The following is a 20,299-nucleotide window of genomic DNA, read 5'->3' as shown; positions in this document are numbered from 1 at the left end:
GGCTCTGCCGCTTAACATTCTCAACTTTGAGAAAGGTATACGACGTGAGATTGTCTGTCCATGGACTCCGTCGACCTGCTGCTGCACCCGGTGCGGCTGCGCATCGTGCACGCCATGTCGGGTGGGCGGGCGCTGACCACCTCTCAGCTCTGCGCCCTGCTGCCCGACGTGTCGAAGGCGACGGTGTATCGACATGTCGGTTTGCTGGCCGAGGGCGGGCTGCTCGACGTGGACAGCGAGCAGCGGGTGCGCGGCGCCGTCGAGCGCTGCTACCGGCTGCGGCGGGCGCGGGCGGTGATCGGTGCGGACGCGGCCGCCGCGGCCTCGCCGGACCTGCACCGCCGGGCGTTCGCGGCGGCGATGGCCGTGCTGCTGGCCGAGTTCAACGCCTACCTGGACCGCGAGGGTGTCGACCCGGGCGCCGACCAGGTGGGCTACCGGCAGCACGCGATCTGGCTCAGCGAGGAGGAACGAGCCGAGCTGATCGCCGACTTGCGCCGGGCGATCGTGGCCCGGATGGCGAACGAGCCGGCGCCCGGGCGCACCCGGCACCTGATCAGCCCGATCCTCTTTCCCGCCGAGGACCCCGCATGAGCCCTCGGGCCCACGGCGGGAGGGTGAGCCCCGCCGGGCGCCTGCGACGGCTCGGGCGCGGCCTGGCCGGCTGTCCGCGGCGCAGCCCGGCGACCTTCGGCTACCTCGTGCTGCTCCTGGTGGACACCTTGGTGGTCAAGCAGCTGCTGCCGGCCGAGACCGCCGGCAAGGTGCTGCTCGCCATCAGCACCAATCTCGACAACATGGGCCGGCACCCGGTCGGTTCGCTGTTCGGCAGCATGCTGGTGGTCGACGACGGCAGCTGGCTGGACTACCTGCTGATCATCGGCGTCGGCCTGGCCGGCTGCCTGGCACTGCTGGAGCGCCGCTTCGGCACGCTGCGCGCGGTCGGCACGGCGCTGGCGGGCCACCTGGGCGCAACCCTGGTCACGACGGCCGTCATCACGGTGGCCACCCGCAACGGGACGTATCCGCAGGAGGTGCGGCACACGCTGGACTATGGCGTCAGTTATGTGTCGATCGCCGCCGTCGGTGCGGCCACCGTGCTGGTGCCGCGCTGGGCCCGGCCCTGGTGGGCGGCGGCCGCGGTGCTGTATCCGCTCAGCTCGGCCCGCTGGTACGGGCGGCTGCCGGGCTTCGTCACCATCGGCCACGTCTCGGCCGCATTGATCGGCCTGACCGTGGCCGTCGTCGGCACCGCCATCGGCCGTCGGCGTCAACGGCGCCAACGGAGTTGAGGCCGGACGGGCGGACCGCCGGACTGCCGGACAGGCGGACGGCCGGGTGCGGGTGAGCCATCAGCGCCCGGCGGTGTGCGGGTCGGTGTCGCGCTCGGCGAAGACCTCGCGGGCCGCGGTGATGCCGTTGAGGGCGGCGGGGAAGCCCGCGTAGCCGGCCATCTGGATGATCGTCTCGACCGCCTCCTCCCGGCTGCCCCCGACGTTGAGCAGCCCGTGCAGGTGGACCCGCAGCTGCGGTGCCGCGGTGCCCAGCGCGGTGCAGGCCGCCACCGAGGCCAACTCGCGCTCCAGGAGGGTGAGTCCGGTGCGGCTGTAGATGTCGCCGAAGCTGAACTCGATGATGTAGCGGCCCAGATCGGGCGCGATGTGCTGGAGTGCGGCCACCACCTGCTCGCCCGCATGGCCGTCGATCTCCCGCAGGGCGGCGAGTCCGCGCTGGTAGCGCTCCTCGGAGGTCTCCGTCGGGCGGACCTGGCTCCGGTCGGGGTCGCCGAGCTCGGCCTGCTCGGGGTCGGGCCGGTCGGCGAAGACCTGGCGGGCGACGGTCAGGCCGTTGAGCGCGGCGGGCACGCCCGCGTAGATCAGCGTGTGGATGATCGTCTCCACGATCTCGCGGTGCGTGACACCGACGTTGAGCGCGCCGGCGATGTGGAAGCGCAGCTGCGGGGCAGCGGTGCCCAGCGCGGTGAGGGCGGCGATATTGATCAACTGCCGCTGCCGGATGGTCAGTCCGGGCCGGTGGTAGATGTCGCCGTAGCCGAACTCGATGGTGTAGCGGGCCAGATCGGGTGCGATGTCGGCGAGGCTGCTGAGCACGCCCGGCAAGGGGGTGCCGCTGACCTCCTGGAGCAGCGCGAGGCCGCGGTCGTAGCGCGTGGTGGTGGCGGTGGCGGACATGGCGACCCTCCGGGGCGATGGGGGAGACGGGGCTTCTGGCGCGGCTCCCGGGTTACGGAACGTTCCGTAACGTACAACCAGTCTAAGTCGGCCCGCAAGGACTTTCGAAACGAAACGTATCGTCACGTCATGGCGGTAGAGTGATCCCATGACCCCAGAGCCAAGCCCCGCCCGCCGCAGCGCCCGCTCGCACCGCGCGATCCTCGACGCGACCTTCGAACTGGCCGTCCGCAACGGCTATCCGAAGCTCACCATCGAGGCCATCGCGGCCGCGGCGGGCGTCGGCAAGCCGACCATCTACCGCTGGTGGCCGTCCAAGGGCGCGCTGGCCCTGGAGAGCATCAACGAGCGGATGGGCACCGCCACCGACTTCCCCGACACCGGCGACGTGGTGGCCGACCTGGCCGGCCAGATCGACAACGTGGTGCGGCTCTTCAACAGCGACGTCGGCGCCGTCTACCGGGGGGTGATCGCCGAGGCCCAGGGCGACCCGAAGGTCGCGGCAGCCGTCCGCGAAACCATCACCGAGCCGCGCACCCGCCAGTGCCGGGCCCGCCTGGATCGGGCCGTGGCGGCCGGGCAGCTGCGCGCGGACATACCCGCCCGGTTGATGGTCGAACAGCTCTACGCGCCGGTCTACTACCGCTTCCTGCTCGGCACCGAGCCGCTCGACGGCTTCGACGCCCGCGCCACGGTCGAGCGCGTCCTGGACGGGCTGCGCCCACGGCACTAGACGCCCGGGCGCCCGGACCCTAACCGACCGGAGCCGGCCCGTCGGTGGCGAGCCGGGCGTGCAGGTGCGAGTCGTGCCGCAGACCGGTGGTGTCCACGTAGTAGTCCCGCATGGTGCCCTCGGTCCCGAACCCGGCGCGCGCGGCGACGGCGCACGAGGCGGTGTTGAGCAGCGCGTGGTCCAGGGTGATCCGGTGCAGCCCGAGCCCGCCGTCCGCCGCCCCGGCGAACGCCCAACGGGCCGCCGCGTCCAGCGCCTTGGCGGCGATGCCCCGCCCGCGGGCGGACGGCGCCACCCAGTAGGTGACCACCGCCTGGTCGGGCAGCCGGTTCACCTCGCGGACGCTCAACGCGCCGAGCAGCACGCCCTGTTCGGCCTGCGTGACGGCGAACCACGCGTTGCCCGCCGCCCACCCCGCCAGCCGCGGCTCCAGCCAGCGCCGGGCCCGCTCGCCCTCCGGTGCCTCGGTGACGGCCCGGCCCGCGGCCCAGCGCAGGATCCCGGGATCCCGCAGCGCCTCGGCCACGGCGGGCTCGTCGCCCTGCGCAAGGGGCCGCAGCATCAGGTCGCCCGCCAGCAGGCTGCGGGGCGTCAGGGCCCGCGAGGCGGGAGCGGGGGCGGCCGGCGCAGAGATCGGTTCAGCGGTCATCGGGACGTTGTACCCGATCAAGGCCTCGATGCGGAACCGGATATCCCGAGCTGACAGTCCGCTGGGGCCCTGCCGGGGGCCCGACGACGGGTCATGGACCCTGTGGCGAACGGCTGATGAACATTGCCGCGACCCTCTGCCGCTCGGCGCGGCGAGCGGCCAGGATCACGGCTGACCCCGTGCGGCTTGCCCACCCCGGGCCCGGCACGGGCGCAACCGGGAGGAACAGGATGCCTCGTCGCCAGGCCAGGACGGCCTTCGCCGTCGGCGCGACCGCCATTGCCGCACTCGCCGCCACCACCAGCCCCGCCCTGGCCGCCGGCCCGGACAACGGCTGGTGGGGCGGCGGTCACCACCGGGGTCCGGTGACCTACACCGTCGGCACGCCGTCGGTCGACCGGGTCAAGGGCGGCCCCTGGACGCTCGCCCAGGGCGACCTGACGCTCGGCCCCTCGTACAGCGACAGCCTGCCGGTCTACTCCGGCGGCGGCACCGGCACGGTGAGCGCGGGCGGGGTGAACTACCCCAACCTGGCCGTCGACCCGGCCGGTTCGGGCGCGGTGCCGGCCGCCAGCGGCGTGACCGGCAGCCCCGGCCCGCTGACCGGCTACTGCGCGAGCGGCGGCCCGACCCCCGAGACCGGCGCGGTGCTGCGCCAGCCCAAGGGCAGCACGCTGCCGATGCAGCCGTACTACTTCCCCTTCGTCACCAGCCAGGACGGCGGCCACACGCTCAACGGCCTGTTCGACTACCGCCCCAAGGACGGTGACGAGGCGGTGGTCGCCGCCACCTCCACCGACCACGGCAAGACCTGGAAGTACGCCGGCGAGGCGCTGGAGCAGAACGCGGGGCTGTGCCCCGACGGCAACACCAACGACGACGGCCAGGGCCACGCCTTCGTGCTGAACGTGCCGAACTACGCCGGCACCGGCCACCGCGGCCAGGTGCTCTACACGCTCTCCCGTCCCTCGGGCGACACCCTGGGCACCAACCTGATCGTCCACCGCCTCACGCCCCGGGACGGCGACCCGCTGGCCGGCCTGCCCGCCGCCGAGCCGGTCGGCATGGGCGGCGCCACCAGCGCCACGGCCGCCGTCGGCGTGCCGGCCGGCCCCGGCGGCGACGGCGTGACGATCAACGTCGGCAGCACCGCGAACTTCGAGCAGCCGGGCCACTTCTCGGTGGACGGCGTCACGGTCGACTGCAACGACAACGCGGCCACCGCCACCGCCTTCACCGGCTGCACCACCCGCACCCCGGGCGGCGTGAACATCGCCGCCGGTGACGCGGTCAAGGCCGACGCCGTGATCCCGGCCACCGCGCAGCAGACCTCGGGCCTGATCGCCCCCGACGGCATCATCAGCACCCTGCCGCGGTACCCGGGCGCGCCCAAGGGCAGCGTGGCGGTGCTGTACACCGAGAAGATCGTCAACTACTTCACGCCGACCACCACCACGGCTGCCGTCACGCTGCCGGCCGCCAGCATCCCGGTCGCCGACAGCTCGCGGCTGAAGCCCGCCGGCGGCTCGGTCACCGTGAGCCTGGGCACCGCCGCCGGCATCGTCCAGGTCACCTGCACCGGCGCCGCGCCCACCGCGCTGACCGGCTGCACCGGCGGCAGCGGCTCGGTGGCCAAGGGCAGCAGTGTCGGGGCGCCCGGTGCGGCCACCGTGCCCTACGCGCGGCTGGCCGCGATCGGCGAGGGCAAGAACAAGCCCAAGTCGCTCTTCGGCAACAACGAGGACTACACCGTGGTGCGCGCCGCCTACACCACCGACGGCCTGCACTTCACCGACCTCGGCCAGGTCGGCGGCTTGGGCGACCCGAGCAGCAGCAGTGACAGCGTGCTGCGCTGGATCGGCTCGCGCGGCACCGTGATCACCAACCCGGACGGCAGCTACGGCCTCTTCCTGTCCGGCGCCTACGCCTCGGACGGCGACAGCGACGCGTTCAACCAGATCTTCTACTCCTCCTCCAAGGACGGGAAGAGCTGGTCCGCGCCGCAGAAGCTGCTCGGCACCGACTACACCTTCGCCCCGCTGGCCGAGCAGGCCGCCACCGGCGGTGCCCTGGGCGTGGCCGGTTACTACGCGGGCCGGGTCTACGACCCGACCGTGGTGCAGAACGACAACGGCAGCCTGACCATGGTCTTCGCCGGCTACTCCACGCCCAAGCCGCTGCCCACCACCGGCAGCGTCTACGGCACCGATCCGGCGGCCCGCTACACCGTCGGGGCCGCGGCGCCCGCCGAGTACCGCACCATCCTCACCGTCACCCTGCGCCCTGGGGCGCACTGAAACGGCACCGCGTGCGGTGCGGGCCTGGTCGGCGCCCACACCGCACGCGGTGTCACTGGTAGGGATTTTGGGAGGGTCAGTCGCGGGCCTCGCCGCGGCGGGCCGCGACGAAGGCGACCAGGGCGAGGATCGCCACCGTCCAGCCCAGCGTCACCGGGCCCAGGCCCAGGTCCAGGCCGCCGCGTTCGTGCGAGACCGCCATCCAGTCCGCGAACGAGGCGCCCAGCGGGCGGGTCAGCACGTAGGCGATCCAGAAGGCCGGCACGGCGCCCAGGCCCACCAGCCGGTGCGCCAGCGCCGGCAGCGCGATCAGCACGGCGAAGGCGATGCCCGAACTCAGGTAGCCCCAGCCGAAGGTGGTGGCGGTCAGGTCGCCCACCGCGGTGCCGAGCGCGAAGGTGGCCAGCACGGTGGCCCAGTAGAAGGCCTCCTGGCGCCGGGTGCGGATGCTGCGGATGGAGAGCGTGCCCTCGGTGCGGTACCAGGTGGCGAAGATGGCCACCAGGGCGATCAGGAAGGCCGGTGCCGAGGCGGCGTACGGCACGTGCAGCGCGACGTGCAGGGTGTCGGCCGCCATGGTGCCGAAGACGCTGACCATGACGACGGCGGCCCAGTACACCGCGGCGATGTAGCGCCGCACGGTGAACTGCAGCGCCAGGCAGATCAGCAGGCCGAGGCCGCCGATGCCGACGGCGATGATCGGATTCAGCAGGTGGGCCAGGAAGTCCGAGGCGGTCTCGCCCATGCCCGTGGTCAGCACCTTGATGGTCCAGAAGGTCGCGGTCGCCTCTGGCACCTTGTTCATCACACGCAGGCCCGCCCCGGGCGGGCTGCTGACGTGCGGATGGGTGGTCGTCATGGGCGGCAGGATGGCACACCCGGATGAGCGTCTACAAGTTTGTAGACATTCTGTGAGTGCGCCCGCCCCCGCCCGCCCCCGGCCGTTGGCGGGCCGATGGCGGGCGCACCCGGGCCGGATCAGTCCGCGGTGGCGATCAGCGGCTCCAGCAGCACGTCCGGCTTGGCCCGCTGGAAGGCGTTCAGGTGCCACTTGTCGCCGAACAGGGCGAGCAGGACGTTGTCCGAGCGGCGGGTGAGCACCTCGGCGTCGGTCAGCCGGGACTTGCCCACCTCGGCGGCGCCGGCCGGGTCGGTGACCCGGGCCAGGCGGTAGCTGAGGTGGTCCAGCGTGATGGGGGAGGAGAACTCGTGCTCCATCCGGTGCAGCACCACGTCGAACTGCATCGGGCCGACGGCGGCCATCACCGGCGCCTGGTCACCGCGGCGGTCCGAGACCAGCACCTGGACCACGCCCTCCTCGTCCAGCTGCGAGACGCCGCGGCGGAACTGCTTGGAGCGGCTGATGTCCTTGGGCCGGGCCACCGCGAAGTACTCGGGGGCGAAGGCCGGCAGCGGCGGGAACTCCGCCTTCTTGCCGACGTACAGGGTGTCGCCGACGCGCAGCGCGGCCGCGTTGATCAGGCCCACCACGTCGCCGGGGAAGGCGGTGTCGACCACGGTGCGCTCGGCGCCGAAGACGGTGTGCGCGTACTTGGTGGTCAGTGAACGGCCGCTGGCCGCGCGGGTGACGTTCATGCCGCGCTCGAAGACGCCGGAGCAGACCCGGACGAAGGCGATCCGGTCGCGGTGCGCCGGGTCCATGTTGGCCTGGATCTTGAAGACCAGGCCGGAGAAGTCCTCGCCCACCTCGCGCGCGTTGCCGTTGACCATCGGGCGCGGGCCCGGCGCCGGGGCCAGGTCGACCACGGCGTCCAGCAGCAGCTTCACACCGATGTTGGTCAGTGCGGCGCCGAAGAAGACCGGGCTGATCTGGCCGGCCTCGAAGGCCTCCTGGTCGTAGCCGGGGCCGGAGGAGAGCACCAGCTCCAGCTCCTCCAGGGCGTTCGACCAGTCCTCGCCCTCCTGCTCCTGCGCCTGCTCGGCGCTGAGCGTCTCCTCCAGGGCGGCGTGGGTGCCCGCCGGCACCTTGGTGTAGCGCAGCATCTGGTCGGTGTTCCCGGCCTCGACCAGACCGCGCAGGTTGCCCGCGTCACCGACCGGCCAGACCACCGGCACCGGGGTGATGCCCAGGATCGTCTCGATGTCCTCGAGGAGGGTGAGCGCGTTGCGGCCGCGGCGGTCCCACTTGTTGATGAAGGTGATGACCGGGACGCCGCGGTGGCGGCAGACCGCGAAGAGCTTGCGGGTCTGCTCCTCCAGGCCCTTGGCCGCGTCGACCAGCATGATCGCGCAGTCGACGGCCGCCAGCACCCGGTAGGTGTCCTCGGAGAAGTCGGCGTGGCCGGGGGTGTCGACCAGGTTCATCATGTGGCCGCGGTGCTCGAACTGGAGCGCCGCCGAGGTCACCGAGATGCCGCGCTCGCGCTCCAGCTCCATCCAGTCACTGGTCACGCCGCGCCGGCCGCCCTTGGCGTGCACGGCGCCGGCCGAGGTGATCGCCCGGGCGTGCAGGGCCAGCGCCTCGGTGAGGGTGGACTTGCCCGCGTCCGGGTGGCTGATCACGGCGAAGGTCCGGCGGCGGCCGGCCTCGCCCAGGACCTGCAGGACGGGGATGGACTGTTCGTTGCTCAACGTGTTCCCTCGGATGCGGATAGGCAGCAGGCCCGGCGGAAGCCTCCCCGCACCTGTGAGCCCGACGTCTGGTCCGCAGGCCCAAGGGGCGATTCTATTCGGCTGACCGGTCTGGGACCGAATGGTGGGGTAGGGAGTCCCGTCCGTCCCCGTCGTTCACGCGATGGGGTGAAGCGGTGGGCGTGGCGCGCCGGGCCGGGGCCGGTGGCCGGTATACGGATGACAGCCGTCCGTCCCCGTCCTCCCCCCTCGTCCCCGGAGTGCCGATGAACGCCACGAAGCACCTGACCACCCCCCTCACCGCGCTGGCCCTCGGCGCGGCCCTGGCGCTGAGCGCGGGCGCCCCCGCGGCGGTCGCCGCCCCCGCCGCCGTGCCCAGCGCGCTGCACGCCGCGCCGCAGGGCGTGGCCGACGATGTCACGCTCACCAACGACAGCAACGGGCAGACCGTGCGGGTGGCGGCCGGTGACCGGATCGACGTCCGGCTCGCCGGCTCCAGCGCGGGCGGCACCACCTTGGCCTGGACCGAGCCCGCCGCCGGTGACAGCGCCGTGCTGCGGCGCACCGCGGGCGGCACCGCACCGGACGGCAGCGCCTGGGCCGCGTTCACCGCGCAGGGCAGCGGCAGCGGCCAGATCACCGCCTACCGCCGCTGCGTGCCCACCCCGGGCGTCGTCTGCTCGCACGTCGTGCTCCCCTGGAAGGTCACCGTGGTGGTGGATTGATCCGCCCGGCCGCCAACCGTGTGAATGGCCGGGTTTCGCATATCCGGCGGCAGTGCGCGTGAGGTTTGCGAGGCGGGGGGCAAACCCAGTCAATGTGCCAATAGTCGGATATTGACAGATATGGAGCTGTGCTAGCGTTCGACAAGTTCGCTCAAGATGCACCCGGAAGACGGTGTGCCAATTCTTTTCGAGCCGACAGAACGAATCGACTTTTCCAGGGGGAATCACTGTGTTCAAGAAGCGTGCCGCAAAGGCACTCGCGACGGCTGCGGCCGTTCCTGCTCTGCTGATCGGCTTCACCGGCGCCGCCCACGCGAACGGGACCATCACCTGGAAGAACGGCGCGAACGGCCAGTGCTGTTTCCTCGGCTCGCAGCCCGCCGGCGGTGCCGTGGGCGCCAGCACCGTGGGCTGGGAGTGGCACGACGTCCAGAACAGTGACGGCACCTGGAACGAGGTCGACAGGTTCGGGCGCTGCCTGACGGGCTACGGAAGTCAGGCGTACACGGAGAACTGCAACTCGGGCCAGGACGGCACGAACTCGTACCAGCGCTGGCGGGAGGTCTACGCCGGCTCCGGATTCAAGCTCCAGAACGTCCAGAGCGGCGGTTTCCTGGACTGGGCCGGCACGTACAACGTGGGCAGCGTCTACGTGAACGGCACCGACTACAACAACCAGAACCAGCGCTGGTACTAGGCGGCCTTTCCGGCCTGGCCTAGAAGTTCTTCGCGCCGGCCGCGATCGCCTCGCGGATCCGCACGTAGGTGCCGCAGCGGCAGATGTTGCGGATCTCGTCGAGGTCGGCGTCGTCGATCTCGCGGCCGGCCGCCCGGGCCTGCTGGACCTTGGCCACCGCGGCCATGATCTGCCCGGGCTGGCAGTAGCCGCACTGCGCCACGTCGAACTCCAGCCAGGCCTCCTGCATGGGGTGCAGGTCCTTGCCGACGGTGGCCGGCAGGCCTTCGATGGTGGTGATCCGGTCGGTCGGCTGCACCGAGGCGACCGGCACCGAGCACGGGTTGAACGCCTTGCCGTTGATGTGGCTGGTGCAGGCCTGGCACACGCCCAGCCCGCAGCCGTACTTGGGGCCGGTGACGCCCAGGACGTCGCGCAGCACCCAGAGCAGCCGGACGTCGTCCTCCACGTCCACCGTGACCGGCGCGCCGTTGAGGATGAAGGTGTGTTGGGGCACGGTTCTCGAAACTCCTAGTAGGCGCGGTTCGGTACGCGCGGATCAGTACGCGTGGATCGGTACGCGCGGATCAGTACGCGCGGGTCAGGCCGTCGACGGGGGACTGCGGGATGGGCGGGGAGGTCGGCAGCGGGTCGAAGGCGAGCGGCGCCGCGTGGTTGATCGGGAAGCTGGTCGGCATGGTCCCGGTGGCACGGGCGTAGGCGCAGGCCACCGCGGCCATCGCCGAGCCGACCGCCAGCTCGCCGGCCCCGCCGGGGGTGTCACCGCTCGGCGGCATCACCACGATCTCCAGGTCCGGCGGGGTGTTCCACTGCCGGGTGTAGAAGTAGTTGTCCCAACTGCCTTCCTGGAAAACGCCGTTCTCCAGGTGCAGGCCGGAGGTGAGGGCGAGCGCGATGCCGTCCATGATGCCGCCCATCATCTGTGCCTTCAGGCCCAGCGGGTTGACCGCGATCCCGGCGTCCACGGCGCAGACCACCTTGGTGACCCGCGGCCCGGTGCAGGCGTCCGGGATCTGGCGTCCGGTGGTCTGCGGCGTGCAGTCGATCTCGACCAGGACGGCGGCGACGCTGTGGTACTCCGGGTGCAGCGCGATGCCCTGGGCCGTACCCGGGGCCATCGTGCGCCCCCAGGAGCCGAGTTGGGCGACCTGGTCGAGCACCGCCACGGCGCGCTTGTCCTTCAGCGACTGGCGGCGGAACCGGTACGGGTCCTGGCCCAGTGCGGCGGCGAGCTGATCGACCATCAACTCCTGGGCGCAGCGTACGTTGGGGGAGTAGATGCCGCGCATGCTGCCGGTGTTGAAGCCCTTGTCCACCTCGCTGAGCAACTGGGTGGTGAGGCCGAAGTTGTAGGGCGTCTCCTGGCTCAGTCCGAAGATGGTCTCCGAGAAGCCGATGTCGCCGACCGGCAGCTTGGCCACCAGCGCGGTGACGATCTCGCCGAGGCCGTGGCCGAAGTCGGTGGCCACCGAGCTGTGCCGCTGCTCGAAACTGAGCACCTGGCCCAGCGCGTGCACCGCCCGCACCCGGGAGACGGACATCGGGTGGGTGCGGCCCTGGCGGAACTCGTCGGTGCGGTGCCACATCAGCTTCACCGGCTTGCCCATCAGCTGCGAGATCTCGGCGGCCTCCAGGGCCGCGTCGAAGAACAGCTTGCGGCCGAAGGAGCCGCCGCCCTGGGTGACATGGACGGTGACGGCGCCCGGCAGCAGCCCCAGCTTGGCGGCGATCGCCCCCTGCGCCACGATCGGCGACTTCAGCGAACCCCACACCTCGGCCCGCCCCGGACGCACGTCGGCGATGGCGCAGTTGGGCTCCAGCGCCGAGTTGCTGGCGAAGGCGAAGGTGAAGGTGGACTCGATGGTCTTCGCCAGCAGGTTCACCGGCGGTACCGCGAAGGGGAGTTCGGCCGCCTGCAGCTCCTGGAGCACGGTGCTGTCGGAGGAGCCGTCCTCGGTGCCCGGCCCCCAGGTCACCTGCAGCGCGCGGACGGCGTCGATGCACTGACCGAAGGTCCTGGCGCGCACCGCCACGCCGGTCGAGATGGTGACCACGTCGGTGACGCCCGGCATCGCCTTCACCGCCGCCAGGTTCTGCACCGAGAGCGGAGTGCCGTTGACCGTCGGCGGCCGGCAGACCATGGTCGGCAGCGCGTTCGGCACCGTGAGGTCCATGGCGAACTGCTTGCGACCGGTGACGATGTCCAGCGCGTCGATCCGCTGCTGGTCGGTGCCGATCACCTTGAAGTCCGTCTGCTGCTTGAGCGAGACGCCGACCTGGAGGGTGACCTGGCTGGCCGCCTGCGCCGCCAGCGAGCCGTAGTCGGCGTGCTGCCCGCTCGGCGAGCTGACCACGCCGGCGGCCGTGGTCAGCGTCGAGGCGGGGACGCCGAAGCGCGCGGCGGCGGCCGCCAGCAGCCGCTGGCGGGCGATCGCCGCGGCCACCCGGACCGGGGTGTAGGTGGAGACGGTGGTGTTCGAGGCCCCGGTGAGCTGGTTGAAGAGCAGCTCGGGGCGGGCGTCGGCGAGGGTGATCCGCACCTGGGCGAGCGGGAGGTCCAGCTCCTCGGCGATCAGCATCGCGGTGGAGGTGGTGATGCCCTGGCCGACCTCGGCGCGCGGCAGGGCGAAGGTCGCGGTCCCGTCCGTGTTCAGCTGGATGCTGATCAGGCCGGAGGTCGGCAGCGACGCGGTGGTGAGCAGGTCGGTGAGGTCGAGGATGTCGGCCGGCTCGGGCAGCGAGGGGATGGCCGCGGCGGCCGGCGTCGGCGCCAGCGCCGTCTCCTCCAGCTGCGCGGCCACCAGCAGCGTCGGCGCCGCGACCACGTAGCCGAGGAAGCGCCGGCGGCGCAGCCCGCGCCCGGCCTGCGGGGCGGTGGCAGCGGCGTCGACGTGCGGGGCGGCGTCGAGGTCGGCGTGCGGTGGCTCGGAGCCCTGAGCGTGCATCAACATGTCCTCCTGGCAGGGCTGCTGCCGACCGGTCGAGCGGGGCATGATCGCGCCAAGCCTAGGGGCCTGCCCGGGCGGGCGTGCCGCCGGGGTGCCGCATTCCTACCCGCCGGTAGTACCGTGCGTCCGAGGCGAGCGCATAAGGTACCTGGCATGACGGGTGAGATGTCGCCGGGCGGGCAGCACCGGCCGGAGCTGCGGGTGTCGCACGAGGAACGCGACCGGGTGGCGGAGCAGTTGCGGATCGCCGCCGGGGACGGCCGGCTGACCGCCGCGGAGTTGGACGAGCGGCTGGAGCGCGCGCTGACCGCGCGCACCGGCAGCGAGCTCGCGGTGCTGGTCACCGACCTGCCCGCGGTGGCGGGTTCGGCGGCGCCGGAGGTCAAGGACCTGGTGCGGATCGACTGCGACAGCGGCCACACCGAGCGGGTCGGCCGCTGGGTGGTGCCGCGGGCCTTCGACGTCACGGTGGCCAGCGGCAGCGTGAAGCTCGACTTCACCGAGGCGGTGATCGCCCAGCCGGTGCTGCGGATCGACGCGGAGGTGCGCAGCGGGTCGCTGGTCATCATCACCAGGCCGGGGATGATGGTCGACGTCGACGAGGTGAGCGTGGACAGCGGCGCTGTCCAGGTCAAGCGGGCCCGCGGCGACCAGGAGCCGACGGTGCTGCGGGTGGAGATCTCCGGGTCGGTGCGCAGCGGCCACATCGTGGCGCGGCCGGCGCGTCGTGGCTTCTGGGCCTGGCTGCTGCGGCGCCCGCACCCGGGGGCGGCCGCTCGCTGACGGGGCGACAGTTCGCCCGGGCGCGGCCCGGGTTACCGGGCGAGCCGGGTGGCGATCCGCAGCAGGGTGGCCCGCTCGTCCGCGGTGAGCCGGTCGAGCAGCTGGCTGCGGACGGCCTCGGCGTGCACCGGGCGGGCCTGCTGGAGCAGCGTGTGGCCGTGGTCGGTGAGGATGACGGTGCTGGCGCTGCCGGACTTCTCGCGCAGCACCAGGCCGCGGTGGGTCATCCGGGTCAGCTGATGGGACATGGCGCCCTTGCTCAGGCCCATGGAGTCGGTCAGTGCCTGCTGGCCCAGGCGTCCCGGGCCCAGGTCCGCCAGGCGCGAGATGACGCCGTAGTCGGTGCCGGAGAGGCCGGTGGCGGCGGTGAGGGCGGCGCCGACCTGCTGGGTGACCACGGTGCCGAGGGCCTTGCAGGCGTGCCAGAGGGCCAGTTCGTCGCTGCTGAGCGGTTCGCTGCCGCTGCTGCCGTTGCCGTCGTTGCTGCTGCTGTTGGGGTCACTGCTGTGGGGGTCACTGCTTGCGATGGGGTCCATGTCTCCAGCATAGGTTGCCATGGCAACCCATGCATGCCACAGTGGTTGTCATGACAACAAGTGTGTTGGTGACCGGGGCGTCGGCCGGGATCGGGCGGGCCGTCGCGCTGCGGATGGGTCTGGCCGGGTGCCCGGTGACCGTGGGCTACCGCCGGGGTGAGCAGCGGGCGTTGGCGGTGGTACGGGAGATCGAGGCGGGTGGCGGCCGGGCGGTCGCGGTCTGTGCCGACGTCTCCCGCAGCGCCGGGGTGAGCACGCTGTTCGACCGCGCCGAGGAGGCGTTCGGCCCGGTCGGCGCGCTGGTGAACAATGCGGGGGCGAGCCGGGTGGCGCCGCTGGCGGACAGCGGCGACGAGCTGATCGGCGAACTGCTCGGGGCCAACCTGCTCGGCGCCCTGTACGGGATGCGGGAGGCCGCCCGGCGCCTGGCCTCCGGCGGCAGCATCGTCAACCTCTCCTCCACCGCCGTCGCCGTCGGCACCCCTGGCCTGGGCGTCTACCTCGCCGCGAAGGCCGGGGTCGAGGCCCTCACCCGGGTGCTGGCCAAGGAGCTCGGGCCCCGGGGCATCCGGGTCAACACCGTCGCCCCGGGGCTGGTCGACTCGCCGATGTTCCGCGACGGCAAGACCGAGCAGGACCTCGAACGCTTCCGCGCCCAGGCCCCGTTGCGGCGCTTGGGCGGGTACCAGGAGATCGCCGAGGCGGTGGCCTACCTGCTGAGCCCGGCCGCCTCCTGGGTCAGCGCCCAGACCCTGCGGGTCAACGGCGGCGTGGCCTGAGCCCGCAGCCGCTGCGCCGCCCCGCCCCGCTGCGCCGCTCAGGCGGGCCCCAGCGCAGCAGTGGCCGCGCTGACCAGTGCGGTGATGCCGGTCTGCAGGGTGAGCCGGACGCTGGGGCGGAACTCGGGGGAGTGGTTGGGCGGCAGTGCGGCCATCTTCTCCGCCGGGCCGCTGCCCGGCGCCTCGGCCCACTGGCGGGCACCGACCATGCCGAGCATCCAGTACGCGGTCCGGATGCCGCGCACCCCGTGCAGGTCGAAACCGGCCTCGCCGAGGAGCGGGAAGTCCTCGGTGGCCAGCGCCGGCGGCCACTGCGCCACCCGGGCCGTGCCGAAGGCGGCCTGGTGCGCGACCCGCACGGCCTCGGTCAGGCCGGGGTCGGGCAGGTTGACCCCGGAGCGGGAGAGCAGCTCGACGGTCGGCTCGCGCGGGCAGCCGGAGGCCGCCGCCTCGCCGCCCGCCACCCGGGCCACGGCCGCACTGACCCGGTCCAGCACCTGTTCGGAGAAGCCCCGCACGGTCACCGTGAGGGTGGCCCGGTCGGGGATCACGTTGCCCTGGCTGCCCGCCTCCAGCGAGCCGACCGTCACCACCACCTGCTCGGCGGGGCTGGTCTCCTGCGCCACGACGGCCTGCAGGCGCAGCACCACGGCAGCCGCCGCGACCACCGGGTCCACCGCCAGATGCGGGGCGGCCGCGTGGCCGCCCCGCCCGTGGATCACCAGCCGCAGCGTGCGGCTGCCTGCCGTCACCGGGCCGAACGCGTGGGCCACCAGGCCGGCCGGCAGCGGGGCGGTGTGCTGGGCGAGGACCACCTGGGGCGGCTCGAACCGCTGGTAGAGGCCGTCGCTGAGCATCGCCGCCGCGCCCTGCAGGGTCTCCTCGGCCGGCTGGCCGACCACCAGGACGGTGCCGCGCCACCGGTCGCGGGCCCGGGCCAGCGCGGCCGCAGCGCCGGCCGCGCAGGCGAGGTGCACGTCATGGCCGCAGGCGTGCATCACCGGGACCGTGCGACCGTCGGCGGTGCGGGCCGTGGCGGTGCTGGCGTACGGCAGGCCGGTGCGCTCCTCGACGGGCAGCGCGTCGAGTTCGGCGCGCAGCAGCACCACCGGACCGGGGCCGTTGCGCAGGGCGGCGACGACACCGTGGCCGCCGACCCCCTGGACGACCTGGTAGCCGGCGCCGGTCAGCCAGTCGGCGAACCGGGCGGCGGTGCGCTGCTCGGCGCCGGACAGCTCCGGATCGCGGTGCAGTTCGAGGTAGAGCTCGGCGGCCCGGGTGAGGGCGCTGGTCGTCGTCATGGGGGGTCTCTCCTGTCCTCGTGGTGAGCGGGTCGGCGGTGGGTGGTCAGTGGAGTGCCAGCGGACCGCAGTCGGGGGTGCCAGCGGTGCGGCGTAGAAAGGGTGTTGCGGGATGGTGGGTACCTGTTCGAGGGGCCCGCGGTCCCGGCCCGTGCCAACCCCCGTACGAAGGAGTTCCCATGGCCGCCCCGCAGAACAACTCCCTCGCCTCCCTGGCCGAGGAGATCCTGAACCTGGAGTCGGAGACCTTCGAGATCAGCGACTACTCGGACACCAGCGAGGTCATGCTCGGCTCGTCGACCAGCTGCTCCAGCACCAGCACCTGCTCCAGCACCACCAGCACCACCAGCTGCACCGCCTGATCCAGCGGCGGCGGTACGGCGGCCCCCCGGTACGAGCAGCGGCCGGGGGGCCGTCGTCGTTCCCGCGCCCGCCGTTTCCGCGCCCGGCGGTCACGGGAACGGCGGTCATGGGAACGGGTGCGGCACCAGGCGCAGTTCGTCCTCGGCCAGGTCCCGCTGCCGCAGCCCGCCGCGGCGCAGCGCGGTGCGCAGCCGGGGCAGCCGCAGGGCGCGCTGGCGCGACCAGCCGAAGTCGATCGGCAGCAGGCCGGGCACCAGGGTGCAGACTGTGCGCAGGCCGAGCCGCCGCTGCTCGGGCGTGGTCTGGTCGACCACGATCACATCGAAGCCGGCCCGGACCAGCTCGTCGCGGCAGTGCAGCAGATCGTCCAGCAGGTCACCGGAGTCGGGCCGTTGCTTCAGCCAACCCTGGTACGTCTGCGCGGAGTCGAGCAGCGCGGTGGGGCGCAGGTAGCTCTCGGCGTGCGCGGCCATCCGGGGCAGCCCGAACAGGGCGGCGTGGTCGGGCAGTCGGCGCACCAGGTCGAAGTCCTCGGCCATCGCGGCCAGTTCGGCCGGTCGTGCGCTCACTTGGCCCGGCAGGTGCGGGATATAGGTGAGGATCTCGCAGACGGCCGACTCCACGGTGGCCGCCGGGTCGAACCCGGCCGAGGCCGCGAAGGCCAGTGTGCCGGGGCCGCCGTCCTCGCGCACCGCGAGCGCGGTGACCACCGGGACGCTCAGGTCCACCCGGTTGTCGAAGGCGTGCACCCGGTAGCCCTGCAGTGCGGCCCGGTCCACCATCGCCCGCAGCGCCGGGCCGGCGTCCTGGGACAGGTCGATCTCGGGCAGCGCGGCGTTGCCGTACCAGCCGAGCAGGAAGGCGTCCCGCTCGATGAGTTCGAGCAGGCCGAACAGGATCGCCTCCTCCAGGCAGCTGCCGATCGCGCAGCCGTTGGAGCACTCGAAGACGAAGTTGTCGGCGGCCACCCCGGCGCTGTAGTAGCAGAGCCGGGCCGGGACCAGGATCGGGCGCAGGTCGCGCAGCGAGTAGCCCTGGACCCAAGGGATCGGCCGGTCGGGGTCGAAGGGGCTGAGCATCGGGTCGTCCCGGTAGGTCCGCTCGGCGTACAGCCCGCAGTCGCGCGGGTCCAGCGCGGCACCGGCCAGGTTGCGGTAGGCCTCGGTCAGCGGCGGCGCGGTGCGGCGGCGGTGGGTGCCCGCGTACCGTTCCAGGCCCTCCAGGAAGGCCAGGTTCCGGCTGGCGGCGAAGGAGTTGGCCTGGCCGCTCCAGGTGACGTCGGTGAGGCCCGCGTAGCCGCGCATGAAGACGCTGCCCGCCACCGGCGCGGTGGTCGGTGAGGTGACGTCGGACCAGGTGCCGGCGCCGAGCACGCCGCAGACCGGGTTGGCCAGCGCCAGGGCGGGCAGCGGGTAGGAGCCCGCCGCACGCAGCCGGTACTCCTGCGCCGCCGGCTTGGGGCGCGCGACCAGCGGCAGCACCGGCCCCTCGCCCGCCTGCGCGGCCTCACCCGCGACGCAGGCCGGGCAGAGCGGCTCGGCCAGCAGCGGGACCGTCCGCACCCGTAGGGTCTCCAGGTCGAGCCGGCTGACCTGCGGCAGCTCCGCGTCCGGACCGCTGCCAGACGGCCTTACGCCCAGGGCGAGTTGGTACAGCGCCCAGATGGCGTCCAGCGCGTGCTCGGTCAGCCGCGGCCAGCGGGCGTCCAGCACGGTGACCGCCGATCCGGTCTCCAGCGCCTCCCGCTCGGTGCGGCTGCGCAGCCGCTGCCAGCGCATCGCCAGGCAGCAGCCGCAGGCGCCCGGCGCGGTGGGCGAGCCGCCGTAGGGGCCGATCAGCACGGCCCCCGAGCCCAGGTGCACGGTGGCGCCGGCCCGTTGCCGGGCCGCGTCCAAGGGCTCGGGCCGCAGTAGGTCGACGCCGCCCAGTGCGGCCACCCGCGGGGCGTCCTGGCCGCCGGCCGCGGCGCGCGCGGCCAGCCGGCGCTCCAGCAGCGCCCGGGCCTCCTCGAAGGGCACGGTGGCGGTCACGACTGGTTGCTCCAGCGGAAGAAGCGCCCGGCCACCAGGGCGAAGAGCAGCGCGAAGCCCAGCAGCGCCAGGCAGTCCAGCGCGGGGACGCCGAACCCGCCGCGCCCGGCGAACGCGTCGGTGACCCCCTCGTCGAAGTACCGCAGCGGCAGCGCCCGGGAGAGCGTGCGCAGCCAGCCCGGCATCAGGTCGATCGGATAGAACGCGCCGGACAGGAAGGCCATCGGCACCATCACGCAGTTGGCGATCGCGGCCACCGCCTCGGGCGTGTTGGCGAGGGTGCCGACCACCAGGCCGAGCGCGGCGAAGGCGGTGATGCCGAAGAGCAGCACCGGCAGCGCCAGCGGCCAGTGGCCGGTGACGTGCAGGCCGAAGGCGCTCAGCGCGACGACGGCGAACAGCGCTGCCTGGATCAGCCCGGTGCCGAGTGCCACCAGGTAGCGGGCGCCGAGCACCGAGCCCAGCGGGGTGGGGGTGCGCCAGATCAGCCGCAGCAGGTCGTCGCGCCGCCAGTGCATCAGGGTGAAGGCGACGCCGAACAGGGCGGCGTTGCCGATCCCCCAGGAGAGCACCCCGGGCGCGATGTAATTGATGTACGACAGGCCGCCGTTGACCGACTGCCCGCGGAAGATCAGCCCGAAGACGACCAGGAAGAGCAGCGGGAAGGCGAAGGTGAAGATCACCGAGGTGCGGTCCCGCAGGTAGGCCAGGTAGCTGGCCCGGGTGACGGCGAGGTAGGCGTTCACGGGCGGGGCTCCGATCCGGTCAGCTCCAGGTAGGCGTCCTCCAGGGTCGCGCTGCGGGTCCGGACCTCGTCCACGTCGACCAGCTCGCCGAGCGCGACCAGCACCCGGTTCGCGGACCTGGTCCAGAGCACCAGGTCGCCGCCCTCGACGGCGACCCGCTCCACCTCGGGCAGCGCCTCGGCCTCGGCGGCGGTCAGCCGGTGCACCGGCAGGCTGAGCCGGGTGGGGGCGGCGAGCGAGCGGATCAGGTGGTCGGGGCTGTCCTGGGCCAGGATCGACCCGCGCGCGATGATCGCCACCCGGTCGCACAGGGCCTGCGCCTCGTCCAGGTGGTGGGTGGTGCAGACGATGGTCCGGCCCGCCCCGCGCAGCGCGCTCAGCACCTCCCAGAGCGAGCGCCGGGCGGCCGGGTCGAGCGCGGCGGTCGGCTCGTCCAGGAAGATCAGCTCGGGCTCGTGGACCAGCGCGGTGGCCAGCGCCAGGCGCTGGCGCTGGCCGCCGGACAGCGCACTGATCCGGCTGTCGGCCTTCTCCCGCAGATCGACCAGGTCGAGGGCGCGCAGCGCGGCGCCCCGGTCCAGGCGGTAGAGCGCCGCGACGGTCTCCAGGTGCTCGCGCGCGGTGAGCCGGGTGAAGAAGGCCGAGCTCTGGGTCTGGATGCCCAGGCGGCGCAGCAGCGCGGTGTTGCGCGGCCACGGCTGCTCGCCGAGCACCGCCACCCGGCCCGCGTCCGGGGTGCGCAGGCCCTCCACGATCTCCACCAGGGTGGTCTTGCCGGCACCGTTGGGGCCGAGCAGGCCGAAGAACTCGCCGCGCGCCACGGTCAGCGAGACCCCGTCGAGCGCCTGCACGCTCCCGTAGCGTTTGGTCACCCCGTCCAGTTCGACGGCGGGGCCCGAGCGGCTTGCGGCTGAACTCATCGTCAATC

20 protein-coding genes are annotated in these 20,299 nt (G+C 73.0%); 9 read left to right on the top strand and 11 right to left on the bottom strand.

The annotated features are described in order from the left end of the window. Positions 1–60: 60 nt before the first annotated feature. Both ACFZB9_RS34980 and ACFZB9_RS34975 read left to right on the top strand, forming a co-directional pair. The gene (locus ACFZB9_RS34980; protein WP_391453935.1) at positions 61–594 is read left to right on the top strand and encodes a helix-turn-helix domain-containing protein; all 534 of its coding nucleotides are present in this window, start codon (positions 61–63) and stop codon (positions 592–594) included. Beyond that, complete coding sequence (locus ACFZB9_RS34975) at positions 591–1,292, top strand: rhomboid-like protein (protein ID WP_391453933.1); 702 nt, start codon at positions 591–593, stop codon at positions 1,290–1,292. Before ACFZB9_RS34980 ends, ACFZB9_RS34975 begins: the two co-directional genes overlap by 4 nt. A 60-nt stretch (positions 1,293–1,352) precedes the next feature. Here ACFZB9_RS34975 and ACFZB9_RS34970 read toward each other — a convergent pair whose 3' ends face one another. Continuing rightward, positions 1,353–2,192, bottom strand: coding sequence for a carboxymuconolactone decarboxylase family protein (locus tag ACFZB9_RS34970; protein ID WP_391453931.1), 840 nt, complete (start codon positions 2,190–2,192; stop codon positions 1,353–1,355). Between the two features lie 148 nt (positions 2,193–2,340). Between ACFZB9_RS34970 and ACFZB9_RS34965 the strand changes: the two genes are divergently transcribed. Beyond that, on the top strand, positions 2,341–2,925 hold the full coding sequence (locus ACFZB9_RS34965; RefSeq protein ID WP_391453930.1) for a TetR/AcrR family transcriptional regulator: 585 nt from the start codon (positions 2,341–2,343) through the stop codon (positions 2,923–2,925). Positions 2,926–2,944: 19 nt separating this feature from the next. Here the strand turns inward: ACFZB9_RS34965 and ACFZB9_RS34960 are convergent, their stop codons facing one another. Beyond that, positions 2,945–3,574, bottom strand: a complete 630-nt coding sequence (locus tag ACFZB9_RS34960) for a GNAT family N-acetyltransferase (protein WP_391453929.1) — start codon at positions 3,572–3,574, stop codon at positions 2,945–2,947. Between the two features lie 230 nt (positions 3,575–3,804). Between ACFZB9_RS34960 and ACFZB9_RS34955 the strand changes: the two genes are divergently transcribed. After that, positions 3,805–5,871, top strand: coding sequence for a hypothetical protein (locus ACFZB9_RS34955; RefSeq protein WP_391453927.1), 2,067 nt, complete (start codon positions 3,805–3,807; stop codon positions 5,869–5,871). Positions 5,872–5,947: 76 nt separating this feature from the next. Here ACFZB9_RS34955 and ACFZB9_RS34950 read toward each other — a convergent pair whose 3' ends face one another. Beyond that, positions 5,948–6,730, bottom strand: a complete 783-nt coding sequence (locus ACFZB9_RS34950; protein ID WP_391453925.1) for a hypothetical protein — start codon at positions 6,728–6,730, stop codon at positions 5,948–5,950. A 119-nt stretch (positions 6,731–6,849) separates the two neighbouring features. Further along, a complete protein-coding gene (locus ACFZB9_RS34945) occupies positions 6,850–8,463 on the bottom strand; it encodes a peptide chain release factor 3 (RefSeq protein WP_391453924.1) in 1,614 nt (537 codons plus the stop codon). 266 nt (positions 8,464–8,729) lie between these two features. On the opposite strand from ACFZB9_RS34945, the gene ACFZB9_RS34940 reads away from it, so the two are divergent. Together ACFZB9_RS34940 and ACFZB9_RS34935 are read left to right on the top strand one after the other, a co-directional pair. Next, positions 8,730–9,188 carry a hypothetical protein gene (locus tag ACFZB9_RS34940; RefSeq protein ID WP_391453923.1) on the top strand — a complete coding sequence of 153 codons (459 nt, stop codon included), beginning with the start codon at positions 8,730–8,732 and terminating at the stop codon, positions 9,186–9,188. Positions 9,189–9,417: 229 nt separating this feature from the next. Continuing rightward, positions 9,418–9,885 carry a hypothetical protein gene (locus ACFZB9_RS34935; RefSeq protein WP_391453922.1) on the top strand — a complete coding sequence of 156 codons (468 nt, stop codon included), beginning with the start codon at positions 9,418–9,420 and terminating at the stop codon, positions 9,883–9,885. 19 nt (positions 9,886–9,904) lie between these two features. Here the strand turns inward: ACFZB9_RS34935 and ACFZB9_RS34930 are convergent, their stop codons facing one another. Both ACFZB9_RS34930 and ACFZB9_RS34925 read right to left on the bottom strand, forming a co-directional pair. After that, a complete protein-coding gene (locus ACFZB9_RS34930) occupies positions 9,905–10,381 on the bottom strand; it encodes a (2Fe-2S)-binding protein (RefSeq protein ID WP_391453921.1) in 477 nt (158 codons plus the stop codon). A 70-nt stretch (positions 10,382–10,451) separates the two neighbouring features. Next, a complete protein-coding gene (locus ACFZB9_RS34925) occupies positions 10,452–12,830 on the bottom strand; it encodes a molybdopterin cofactor-binding domain-containing protein (RefSeq protein WP_391453963.1) in 2,379 nt (792 codons plus the stop codon). A 156-nt stretch (positions 12,831–12,986) separates the two neighbouring features. Between ACFZB9_RS34925 and ACFZB9_RS34920 the strand changes: the two genes are divergently transcribed. Then, the gene (locus ACFZB9_RS34920; RefSeq protein WP_391453919.1) at positions 12,987–13,616 is read left to right on the top strand and encodes a DUF1707 domain-containing protein; all 630 of its coding nucleotides are present in this window, start codon (positions 12,987–12,989) and stop codon (positions 13,614–13,616) included. 32 nt (positions 13,617–13,648) lie between these two features. Here the strand turns inward: ACFZB9_RS34920 and ACFZB9_RS34915 are convergent, their stop codons facing one another. Beyond that, a complete protein-coding gene (locus tag ACFZB9_RS34915; protein ID WP_391453917.1) occupies positions 13,649–14,152 on the bottom strand; it encodes a MarR family winged helix-turn-helix transcriptional regulator in 504 nt (167 codons plus the stop codon). A 50-nt stretch (positions 14,153–14,202) separates the two neighbouring features. On the opposite strand from ACFZB9_RS34915, the gene ACFZB9_RS34910 reads away from it, so the two are divergent. Further along, positions 14,203–14,931 (top strand): SDR family oxidoreductase, encoded by a 729-nt coding sequence (locus ACFZB9_RS34910; protein WP_391453916.1) that lies wholly within the window; start codon positions 14,203–14,205, stop codon positions 14,929–14,931. A gap of 38 nt (positions 14,932–14,969) precedes the next feature. Here ACFZB9_RS34910 and ACFZB9_RS34905 read toward each other — a convergent pair whose 3' ends face one another. After that, entirely contained in the window at positions 14,970–16,232 is a 1,263-nt protein-coding gene (locus ACFZB9_RS34905) for an amidohydrolase (RefSeq protein ID WP_391453915.1), read from the bottom strand. Positions 16,233–16,411: 179 nt separating this feature from the next. Between ACFZB9_RS34905 and ACFZB9_RS34900 the strand changes: the two genes are divergently transcribed. Continuing rightward, the gene (locus ACFZB9_RS34900; protein ID WP_329585835.1) at positions 16,412–16,594 is read left to right on the top strand and encodes a thiazolylpeptide-type bacteriocin; all 183 of its coding nucleotides are present in this window, start codon (positions 16,412–16,414) and stop codon (positions 16,592–16,594) included. A 105-nt stretch (positions 16,595–16,699) separates the two neighbouring features. On the opposite strand, the gene ACFZB9_RS34895 is transcribed toward ACFZB9_RS34900, so the two are convergent. The 3 genes from ACFZB9_RS34895 to ACFZB9_RS34885 are packed head-to-tail and all read right to left on the bottom strand — an operon-like array spanning position 16,700 to position 20,291. Beyond that, a complete protein-coding gene (locus ACFZB9_RS34895) occupies positions 16,700–18,625 on the bottom strand; it encodes a TOMM precursor leader peptide-binding protein (protein WP_391453914.1) in 1,926 nt (641 codons plus the stop codon). Further along, a complete protein-coding gene (locus ACFZB9_RS34890; protein ID WP_391453913.1) occupies positions 18,622–19,371 on the bottom strand; it encodes an ABC transporter permease in 750 nt (249 codons plus the stop codon). The genes ACFZB9_RS34895 and ACFZB9_RS34890 overlap by 4 nt, the downstream gene beginning before the upstream one ends. Beyond that, the gene (locus ACFZB9_RS34885; RefSeq protein ID WP_391453912.1) at positions 19,368–20,291 is read right to left on the bottom strand and encodes an ABC transporter ATP-binding protein; all 924 of its coding nucleotides are present in this window, start codon (positions 20,289–20,291) and stop codon (positions 19,368–19,370) included. The genes ACFZB9_RS34890 and ACFZB9_RS34885 overlap by 4 nt, the downstream gene beginning before the upstream one ends. Positions 20,292–20,299 lie beyond the last annotated feature (8 nt).

It is taken from the genome of Kitasatospora sp. NPDC008050 (assembly GCF_042957465.1).
GTDB lineage: Bacteria > Actinomycetota > Actinomycetes > Streptomycetales > Streptomycetaceae > Kitasatospora.
The sequence above is the reverse complement of the archived record's forward strand: the minus strand, read 5'-3'. Positions and strand labels throughout refer to the sequence as shown.

Bases quoted from the DNA above. Each gene is read 5' to 3' on its own strand.
- ACFZB9_RS34980 (WP_391453935.1), top strand. From the start codon at position 61: ATGGACTCCGTCGACCTGCTGCTGCACCCGGTGCGGCTGCGCATCGTG.
- ACFZB9_RS34975 (WP_391453933.1), top strand. From the start codon at position 591: ATGAGCCCTCGGGCCCACGGCGGGAGGGTGAGCCCCGCCGGGCGCCTG.
- ACFZB9_RS34970 (WP_391453931.1), bottom strand. From the start codon at position 2,192: ATGTCCGCCACCGCCACCACCACGCGCTACGACCGCGGCCTCGCGCTG.
- ACFZB9_RS34965 (WP_391453930.1), top strand. From the start codon at position 2,341: ATGACCCCAGAGCCAAGCCCCGCCCGCCGCAGCGCCCGCTCGCACCGC.
- ACFZB9_RS34960 (WP_391453929.1), bottom strand. From the start codon at position 3,574: ATGACCGCTGAACCGATCTCTGCGCCGGCCGCCCCCGCTCCCGCCTCG.
- ACFZB9_RS34955 (WP_391453927.1), top strand. From the start codon at position 3,805: ATGCCTCGTCGCCAGGCCAGGACGGCCTTCGCCGTCGGCGCGACCGCC.
- ACFZB9_RS34950 (WP_391453925.1), bottom strand. From the start codon at position 6,730: ATGACGACCACCCATCCGCACGTCAGCAGCCCGCCCGGGGCGGGCCTG.
- ACFZB9_RS34940 (WP_391453923.1), top strand. From the start codon at position 8,730: ATGAACGCCACGAAGCACCTGACCACCCCCCTCACCGCGCTGGCCCTC.
- ACFZB9_RS34925 (WP_391453963.1), bottom strand. From the start codon at position 12,830: ATGCACGCTCAGGGCTCCGAGCCACCGCACGCCGACCTCGACGCCGCC.
- ACFZB9_RS34920 (WP_391453919.1), top strand. From the start codon at position 12,987: ATGACGGGTGAGATGTCGCCGGGCGGGCAGCACCGGCCGGAGCTGCGG.
- ACFZB9_RS34915 (WP_391453917.1), bottom strand. From the start codon at position 14,152: ATGGACCCCATCGCAAGCAGTGACCCCCACAGCAGTGACCCCAACAGC.
- ACFZB9_RS34910 (WP_391453916.1), top strand. From the start codon at position 14,203: ATGACAACAAGTGTGTTGGTGACCGGGGCGTCGGCCGGGATCGGGCGG.
- ACFZB9_RS34905 (WP_391453915.1), bottom strand. From the start codon at position 16,232: ATGACGACGACCAGCGCCCTCACCCGGGCCGCCGAGCTCTACCTCGAA.
- ACFZB9_RS34900 (WP_329585835.1), top strand. From the start codon at position 16,412: ATGGCCGCCCCGCAGAACAACTCCCTCGCCTCCCTGGCCGAGGAGATC.
- ACFZB9_RS34885 (WP_391453912.1), bottom strand. From the start codon at position 20,291: ATGAGTTCAGCCGCAAGCCGCTCGGGCCCCGCCGTCGAACTGGACGGG.